The sequence below is a fragment of the Streptomyces sp. NPDC054842 genome (assembly GCF_053611025.1).
This window is the reverse complement of the sequence record NZ_JBSGZN010000093.1, coordinates 1-7,785: the sequence shown is the minus strand read 5'-3', so window position 1 is coordinate 7,785 and position 7,785 is coordinate 1. Positions and strand designations below refer to the sequence as shown.

Genomic DNA, 7,785 nt, shown 5'->3' with positions numbered 1-7,785 from the left:
GCCGGGGGCCGGCCCCGGCGGCGCCGCTGTCGGCCGGCGTCAGCTCTTGGGCATCAGCACGGTGTCGATGATGTAGACGTTGGCGTTGGCGGTCTTGACGTTGCCGCACACGACCTTGGCGGAGTCGTTCACCGTGTAGGACTCGCCGGAGCCCGAGGTGGTGAGCTTGGACTTCTCCAGCGTCGGGAAGGAGCCGTTCTCCAGGTCCTTGGGAGTGAGCTTCTGACCCACGACGTGGTACGTGAGGATCTTCGTCAGCTGCTCCTTGTCGTTGAGGACCTTGTCCAGGTCGGCCTTCGGGATCTTCGCGAAGGCGTCGTTGGTCGGCGCGAACACGGTGATGTTCTCCGCGTTGTTGAGCGTGTCGACCAGACCGGCCTTCTTGACGGCGGTGACCAGCGTGGACAGGGCCGGGTTGTTGGAAGCGGCGGTGGCCACCGGGTCCTGGGCCATGCCGTCGAAGGAGCCGGCGCCGTCCTTCGGCACCGAGGCGCAGGCCGGGCCGAACGGCTCGTCCGAGCTCATCTCGCCGGCGGCGCCGCCGGCCGAGCTGTCGGTGGCCTCGGCGGTGGCGGAGGTCTTCGACGTGGAGGAGGCGGAGTCCTTGCTGTCGTCGGAACAGGCGGTCAGCGCGATCGGCAGCATGGCGACTGCGGCGACGGTGACGGCGGTGCGGCGGATACGGGTGTTCATGAGGGTTCTCCTGTGGGGTGTGGCGTACGAAACGCTGTGTAGTGATTACTGGTGAAAGGAATGAAGTGGCTTGGGGGCGTGGTCAGTCGACGGTGACCACCACCGAGTGGCGCCCGCTGGCCCCGTCCGGGATGGTGCGGGTGCGCCGGTCTGTCTGGACCCGGCCCGTGCGGTCGGTGGCGCGCACGGTCAGGGTGTGGGCGCCTCTGGTCGCCTTCCAGGGGAAGGACCACTGACGCCAGGTGTCGCGGGTGTCCTCGGAGGCCAGGTCCGCCTGCTGCCACGGGCCGTCGTCCACGCGGACCTCGACCCTGTCGACGCCCCGGTGCTGGGCCCAGGCGACGCCGGCGACCATGACCGTGCCGGCCGCGGGACGGGCGAACGGCTTGGGGGTGTCGATCCGGGACTGCGTCTTGATGGGCGCCTTGCGGGCCCACTTGCGCTTGACCCAGTAGGGGTCGTAGGCATCGAACGTGGTCAGCTCGATGTCCTCGATCCACTTGCAGGCCGACACGTACCCGTACAGGCCGGGCACGAGCATGCGGACCGGGAACCCGTGCTCGAAGGGCAGCGGCTCACCGTTCATGCCCACCGCCAGCAGAGCGTCGCGGCCGTCCATGACGTCGTCGACCGGGCTGCCGATGGTCATGCCGTCGACCGAGCGGGCGACCAGTTGATCGGCCGGGCCGCCTCGGGAGGGCGGCTTGACACCGCACTCGCTGAGCAGGTCCGCGAGGCGGACGCCGATCCAGCGCGCGTTGCCCACGTACGGGCCGCCCACCTCGTTCGACACGCACGTCAACGTGATGTGCCGCTCGACGAGTTCACGGCGCAGCAGGTCCTCGAAGCTGTACGTGGCCGGGCGGGACACGCCCTTGCCGTGGATCCGCAGCCGCCAGCTCGTCGCGTCCACCTTCGGCACGACCAGGGCGGTGTCCACCCGGTAGAAGTCCTTGGTGGGCGTCACGAACGGGCTGACCCCGGCCACACGCAACCCGGCTCCCTTGGGGACGGGCGGGGCGGCGGATGAGGGGGCGGGCAGGATGAGCCGGTCGCGCGAGGCGGCGGCCTCCTTGCCGGTGCGGCCGTTGAGCGAGCGGCCCCACAGTCCGGCGCCGGCGGACACGGCGGCTGCGGCGGTCGCCGCGATGACGAATCCCCGGCGGTCCCAGCCCCGTCCACCCGACTCGGCTCCGGACGTTTCCGGCGAGCCGGTGCCGTCGTGCGGCGCCGGCTCCCCGGCGGAGGCCGCCGACGGTGCTCCGGCCGTTTGCGGGGCAGGTGCGTGCAGCCGTCCGATCAGCACGTACAGCAGCAGTGCACCGGCGAGGGCTCCGACGACCGAGGGCAGGGCGTCACCGAGGCCGGTGGAATCGGGACGGCTGGTGGCCGCCACGGCTCCGACGACGCCGAAGAGGAGCACCCCGGCCGCCCCCAGGCGGCGGTGACGGACCGCCAGCACCCCGAGCAGCAGGGCGAGCAGGACCAGGGCGGCGAGGATCCCGAGCTGAAGGACGAGCTTGTCGTTGGTGCCGAAGTGGCGGATCGCCCAGTCCTTCACCGGGGCGGGGGTGCGGTCGATGGCCGCACCGCCGACGGCGACGATCGGACCGGCCTGCGGTCGCACCGCCGCGGACACCAGTTCCGCTACGGCGAGAGCCGCGAAGCCGGCCAGGAACCCGCTGAGCGCGCCGAGAAGGAGCCGCGCCCAGCGTGCGGGTTGTTGCCGGTCTTTCTGCTCTGTCGTCACGTGGGGAATCCGGTCCTCGGCGGGGGCCGGATTGGTGTCTGACCTAAAAGGATTTAATTGGCGAACCGACCAATCCGCGAGGCCCGCGGCTACGGATCATGCGCTCACGTGCGGCCCCTCGACGCGCCCCGAGGCATACCGCCTTCGGCCGTTGGCACGGCTTTTGACCTGCGCTTACGCGAGTTCGGCCCCGTCCGTGGATCACATCGCCGAGTCCCTTGCGCCATCGGTCACGGAGCCGTGGGGCGGGGATGAACCTTGGCGTGAGCGGTTGACCGCCACGGTCGGGGCACGGGCGTGACGGGGACCGCCCGCAGCGAGGCTGCGCGGGGAACTCGGGTGGTCCTCGGGGCAGCGGCGCGCAGGTCCCTGGTGCCGGACTACCCGTGCCGTGCCAGGAACCCCTCCGTCGTCGCCACGAACCGCCCGGCGTCATCGAGCCACGGGTAGTGGCCCGCGCCCGGCTGCACCGCCGGCAGCGCGTCCGGGAACAGGGCCGCGAGCTCGGCCACCGCGCCCGGAGGGCTGTTGACGTCGTACTCGCCGGTCAGCAGCAGGACGGGCGCCGGCAAGGCGGCGAGCGCCTCCCGGGTGGCCCGCGGGGTGAAGGCGCCCTCCGCGGCGAAGTGGGCGACCGCGTCCTCGTTCCGCGGCCGGCCGGCGACGTGGTGCCGGCGCGCGGCGTCGTCCCAACGGCCGTAGAAGAAGGGGGCGATGGCCTCCGGGTCACCACCGGCGCCTTCGGTGAGCGTCTCCAGCGCCGCGTACGCCGAGGCGAACCACGGTTCGCCGCTGCGGAGTCGGGCCAGGTCGCGCCGCGTCCGCCCGGTGACCTCCAGGCCGACGGCGCGGGTGCTGGGGCCGACGAGGACGAGGGTGCGCAGGCGCTCCGGATGGCGGGCCGCGTACTGGACGGCGACGTTCGTGCCGGCGGAGTGGCCGAGCAGGTCGACGCGGGGCAGGTCCAGGTGCGCGCGCAGCGCCTCGATGTCGTCGACCAGACGGTCGCAGCGGTAGGTGGAGGCGTCGGCGGGCACCGCCGAACCGCCGGTGCCGCGCAGGTCCGCGACGATCAGGCGGCGGTGCGCGGAGAGACCGCCGAGGTCGCCGAGGTAGCGGGAGTCGGCGGGGCCTCCGGGGACGCAGATCAGCGGCGGGCCGCTGCCTTCGGCGCGGTGGGCGAGGCGGGTTCCGTCGGGTGCGGTGAAGGTGGGCATGGCCGGGATCCTGACAGCTATAACCAGGTTTTACAACCAGGTTATGACGCGGACCGGTGAGGGTGTATAACCAGGGCATGGCAGGTGGAGAGACAGGACCCGCGGACCCCTCGGCACTGAGCGAGGAGCAGGCCGAGGCGATGCTGGCCGGCATCAACGAGATCATCCGCGCGGGCGAGGAGATGCGGGCGCTGCGCGCCGAGCTGATCCTCGTCTTCGCCGGCTTCGGCTGGACCCAGGAGAAGATCGCCCGCCTCACCGGGATGAGCCAGCCCGCCGTGTCCAAGCAGCTGACCAGGCGCCACACCGGCGACGCGTCGCCGGCGGTGGACCTCACCCTGGACCAGCACGACGCGCCCTGGCTCGAAGGGCGGTTGTGGGCGCTCGCCGACGCGATCTCCGAGTCCTGCCACGACACCGCCCACTGCACGAGCCATGTCCAGGCCCTCGCCCGCGGCAGGAGGCGTTTCACCCCCGAGAGCGTCGACGAGCTGCGCCGCCTGGTCGAGGAGGACCTGCGGGCGGGTCAGGGCGAACTGCCCGGCGGTTACCGCAGGGCGTACGACGAGATCAGCCGCCGCCTCGACGTGCCCGGGAAGAACACCGGCGCCGTCACCGGTTCGGCGTCGGTGCGCCGCGCCCTCGCGCACCGGATCCAGCGCGACTGGTTCCGGGGCGACGTCTGAGCGCGCGGCTCAGGCGGGCCGGCCCCGGTGACCGGAACGGCAGCCGTCCGCGCCGGCTCAGGGGGCGAGGGTGGGAGCGGGCGGTGTCCAGCGGCGGGTGCGGGTCACCGCGGTGGGGATGCCGTAGTCCTTCTTGAGGTGTTCGGGGATCGCGTAGTGCATCACGCGGCCGCGGGTCAGTGAGCTGAGCTCGAAGCGGGTCGTGAGGTGGCCGAGGCGGTCCAGGGCCCAGGCCCCCAGCGGGGAGCTGTCCTCGATCGTCTCCAGGACGCCCAGCAGGGCGGGAGCGGCCTTGACGGCCGTGTCCCAGGGAGTGCGCGGCACCTGGAGCCAGTCGGCGCAGGTGTCCCCGATGAGGTAGCGGATGAGGGCGCCGACCACGGGATCGAAGAGGGTCCCGGGGACGACCTCCTCGTACAGGTCGAGGAGCTGGCGGGTGAGGTGGGCGCCCTCCTCCGAGGGCCCCATGTGGCGGGTCATGTACAAGTCGGAGAACTGGCGGGCCTGTTGGAGGTCCTGCGGCACGTGCTCCTGGTCGACGCCCAGCATGGCGCCCACCACACGCCACGCGTAGTAGTAGGACTCGGCGCCCTCCGTGCTCATGTGGATGCCGAGCCGGTGCAGTGCGTCCAGGACCTGGATGGAGAACATCATCTGCCCGCCGATCATGTCCTCCTGGCAGATCGGGACGCCCAGGCCCGCCGTGTCCCAGCGGCCCTCGCGGCGCAGGTGGTGCCGGATGGAGGCGTGCAGCAGGCGGACCTTCTGCGCGGCGGGGACGAAGCGGCCGCCGGCCTCGAAGGCGTCCGGCTGCATGAGGTGAACGGTGAACTGCCCCGTCTCCGCCATGCGTTTGGACGGATAGCTCAGTCCGTGCGTCGCGGAAAGGAGCCTGGCGACGTGCGGCACGACGTAGCAGGCCGGCATGGAGGCGAAGGACAGGGCGGTGGAGATGTGCACGTTGTTGTCGATGAAGAACAGCCGGGCCTTCTCCATTTCGGACCAGTCCACCCAGGCGGGCGGGGCCGCCGTCTCGTGCAGATAGGCGCGGGCGACCTCGGGCAGTCCGTCCGGCAACTCCTGCCCCGCGACGGAGAAGTAGCGCATGAGGGTGTTGAACTTCCCGACCTCTCCCCGCTCGAACAGGGTCGCCACGGTGGCGTCGGCCAGTTCGTCGCCCGCCTCCCGCAGGGCTTGCAGGGACTGCTCGGTGTAGACCATCTGGGACTCCTTGCGGATCGTCGCGGATCAGCCGCGCGGGCGAAGCGGCGCGGCGGGGTGTCAGTGCCGTCGGGTGGTGGCCATCCGCGCCAGGTGGCCGAGGGCGCGGCCGGCCTCGGGAGGCAGGTCCGTGTCGTGCAGGACGGCGACGGCGAGGGCGATCCGCTCGGCGATCATCGCCTCGACACGGGCGGGGGCACCGGCGCCGTGCATGATCTCCCGCACCCGGCCCACGCCGTCCTCGTCGAGGTCGCGCCGCCCCAGCAGCCGCGTCAGTTCGTCCCGTTCGGCGGCCGACGCGCCCTGCCACGTCTGCGCCAGCAGCGTGGTGGGGCGGCGGGCGGTCAGGTCGTCCGCGTTGGCCTTCCCGGTGCGCGCCGGGTCGCCGAACAGCCCCAGCAGGTCGTCCCGCAGCTGGAACGCCTCCCCCAGCGGCAGTCCGTAGTCGGAGTACGCCTCCAGCAGCCCCCCGCGCGCCCCGGCGAGCAGACCCCCGATGTGCAGGGGGTGCTCGACGGTGTACTTGGCGGTCTTGTAGCGGATGACCTTCAGCGACGCGTCGGTGTCCGGCGGCTCCCCGGTGCGCAGGATCTCCAGGCACTCGCCGGCCACCAGTTCCCTGGCCAGGACCGCCCACGCCGGTCGGGCCCGGGAGAGAAAGGCACCCGGCAGGCCGCAGGCGGTGAACAGCTGCCCGGCCCAGGACATCAGCAGGTCCCCCACGAGCATGGCCAGCGAACGGGCGGCCGCCTTGGGGCGGGGGCCCTCGGCCGTGACGGCGCGCAGGGCCCGGTGGGCGGTCGGCAGGCCGTGCCGGATGCGGCTCGCGTCGATGAGGTCGTCGTGCACGACAGCGGCCGCGTGCACGAGTTCCATGGAGGCCGCCGCCCGCACCAGGGCCTCGCTGTCCGGCTGTCCGGCCGCCCGCCAGCCCCAGTAGCAGAACGCCGCCCGCAGCCGCTTGCCGTGGAGGGTGGCCACCCGGAGCTGTTCGGCCACCGGCGCCAGCTGCTCGTCGATGTCCAGGAGCAGGTCGGTCTCCTGGCGCACGAAGTCACGCAGCACCCGGTCGACCCGGGCCTTGAGGGCGGTGTGGTCGCTGCCCTCAGTCATCGGCGCCGCCGGCGCGCCGGGCCGCCGCGTGGCGGGCCAGCACCTCCATGTGCGCCGGTGGCCGGGCGGCGCAGCGGTCCAGTACGAGCCGTCCGCGGGCCTTGAGGTCCTCTCGCCCCTCCCCGGCCAGTTCCGCCATGTCGGAGCGGCCCAGCAGCCCGCGCAGGCCTCCCACGACGCTGCTCAGCGCGCCGACGGCCAGGTCCGCCACACCCGCACCGAGCAGCAGCACGTCACTGTGTCCCGCGCCCTGCCCTCGTCCGGTCTCGTCCGCCACGCGTCCCCCTCTGCTTGCGGCCGCCGCGGGTCCGCAGCGCGGTGTCCGGCTGCGGGAAGGGGGCGGCGGCCCACCGAGTTCCCGTGACGAGCCTGACCCGGCCCGTCCGGCGACGCGGGGAAGATCACCCATCGGGTGACCCGGCGGACTGACGTGCCATCGACATCCGTACGCATGCCGGTGCGGGACGCCTCCGTCGCCGGTCGAGGACGCGGGGCCCCGCGGACGGAGGCGGCGGGCGTCAGCGGCTCAGGAGCAGCCAGAGGAGGACGGTGGCCACGACACTGATCAGCAAGGACCCCAGACAGCCGACACGATTGCTGAAGAAGAACATGTCCGCCGACTACCCGCCCGTGCGCCGGTCGAACGCCCCCGCCGCACGCCGGTCGAACGCCCCCTCGTACGCCGCACGAGACAGCCCTTCACGCCGTTGCCCCAAGCGCTGCGCGGGGTGTGGGCGACGTGTCCGGATGCCCCGGCCCGCAGATAAGAAACGCATAAAACTTCCAGGTGTGCGGGTTCATCGGCGGGGCACACGGCGGAACGGAGGTTGATAACTATGGTTCCCCTGCTTCTCGTACTCCTGCTCGCCCTGATCCTCTTCGGTGCCGGGTTCGCCCTGAAGGCACTGTGGTGGATCGCCGTGATCGTCCTGGTGATCTGGCTCGTCGGTTTCTTCGCCCGCTCCACCGGGGCAGGCGGCAGCCGAGGCCGTTGTGGCGGCAGGTCGGCGAGCGTCGCGAGGCGCGCCTCGACGTCGATCGAGGGGGCGTCGACGTCGCCGCCGGACTCGAACCCCACGAGCGCCGGCCCGCCGGGGAGCCGGAG

The 7,785-nt window shown here is 72.4% G+C and carries 7 protein-coding genes and 1 pseudogene; 2 read left to right on the top strand and 6 right to left on the bottom strand.

Features of this window, described 5'->3' with window-relative positions; all coding sequences use genetic code 11:
• Positions 1-39: 39 nt before the first annotated feature.
• From ACWGIS_RS36040 to ACWGIS_RS36030, 3 genes are all read right to left on the bottom strand, one after another.
• On the bottom strand, positions 40-693 hold the full coding sequence (locus ACWGIS_RS36040; RefSeq protein WP_453366736.1) for a fasciclin domain-containing protein: 654 nt from the start codon (positions 691-693) through the stop codon (positions 40-42).
• Between the two features lie 82 nt (positions 694-775).
• The gene (locus tag ACWGIS_RS36035; RefSeq protein ID WP_453366735.1) at positions 776-2,443 is read right to left on the bottom strand and encodes a sulfite oxidase; all 1,668 of its coding nucleotides are present in this window, start codon (positions 2,441-2,443) and stop codon (positions 776-778) included.
• Positions 2,444-2,823: 380 nt separating this feature from the next.
• Positions 2,824-3,660: an alpha/beta fold hydrolase gene (locus ACWGIS_RS36030; protein ID WP_453366734.1), complete on the bottom strand. Its 837-nt coding sequence runs from the start codon at positions 3,658-3,660 to the stop codon at positions 2,824-2,826.
• A gap of 77 nt (positions 3,661-3,737) precedes the next feature.
• Here ACWGIS_RS36030 and ACWGIS_RS36025 point away from each other — a divergent pair, with 77 nt between their 5' ends.
• A complete protein-coding gene (locus tag ACWGIS_RS36025) occupies positions 3,738-4,346 on the top strand; it encodes a sigma-70 family RNA polymerase sigma factor (RefSeq protein ID WP_453366733.1) in 609 nt (202 codons plus the stop codon).
• Positions 4,347-4,403: 57 nt separating this feature from the next.
• Here the strand turns inward: ACWGIS_RS36025 and ACWGIS_RS36020 are convergent, their stop codons facing one another.
• Genes ACWGIS_RS36020 through ACWGIS_RS36010 form a run of 3 tightly spaced genes read right to left on the bottom strand, consistent with a single transcriptional unit; the run spans position 4,404 to position 6,957 of the window.
• The gene (locus ACWGIS_RS36020; protein WP_453366732.1) at positions 4,404-5,567 is read right to left on the bottom strand and encodes an oxygenase MpaB family protein; all 1,164 of its coding nucleotides are present in this window, start codon (positions 5,565-5,567) and stop codon (positions 4,404-4,406) included.
• 60 nt (positions 5,568-5,627) lie between these two features.
• Positions 5,628-6,680 (bottom strand): polyprenyl synthetase family protein, encoded by a 1,053-nt coding sequence (locus ACWGIS_RS36015; protein ID WP_453366731.1) that lies wholly within the window; start codon positions 6,678-6,680, stop codon positions 5,628-5,630.
• Positions 6,673-6,957, bottom strand: a complete 285-nt coding sequence (locus ACWGIS_RS36010) for a polyprenyl synthetase (RefSeq protein WP_453366730.1) — start codon at positions 6,955-6,957, stop codon at positions 6,673-6,675. The genes ACWGIS_RS36015 and ACWGIS_RS36010 overlap by 8 nt, the downstream gene beginning before the upstream one ends.
• A 559-nt stretch (positions 6,958-7,516) precedes the next feature.
• On the opposite strand from ACWGIS_RS36010, the pseudogene ACWGIS_RS36005 reads away from it, so the two are divergent.
• A pseudogene (locus ACWGIS_RS36005) lies at positions 7,517-7,672 on the top strand (DUF5670 family protein); the annotation flags it as partial.
• Positions 7,673-7,785 lie beyond the last annotated feature (113 nt).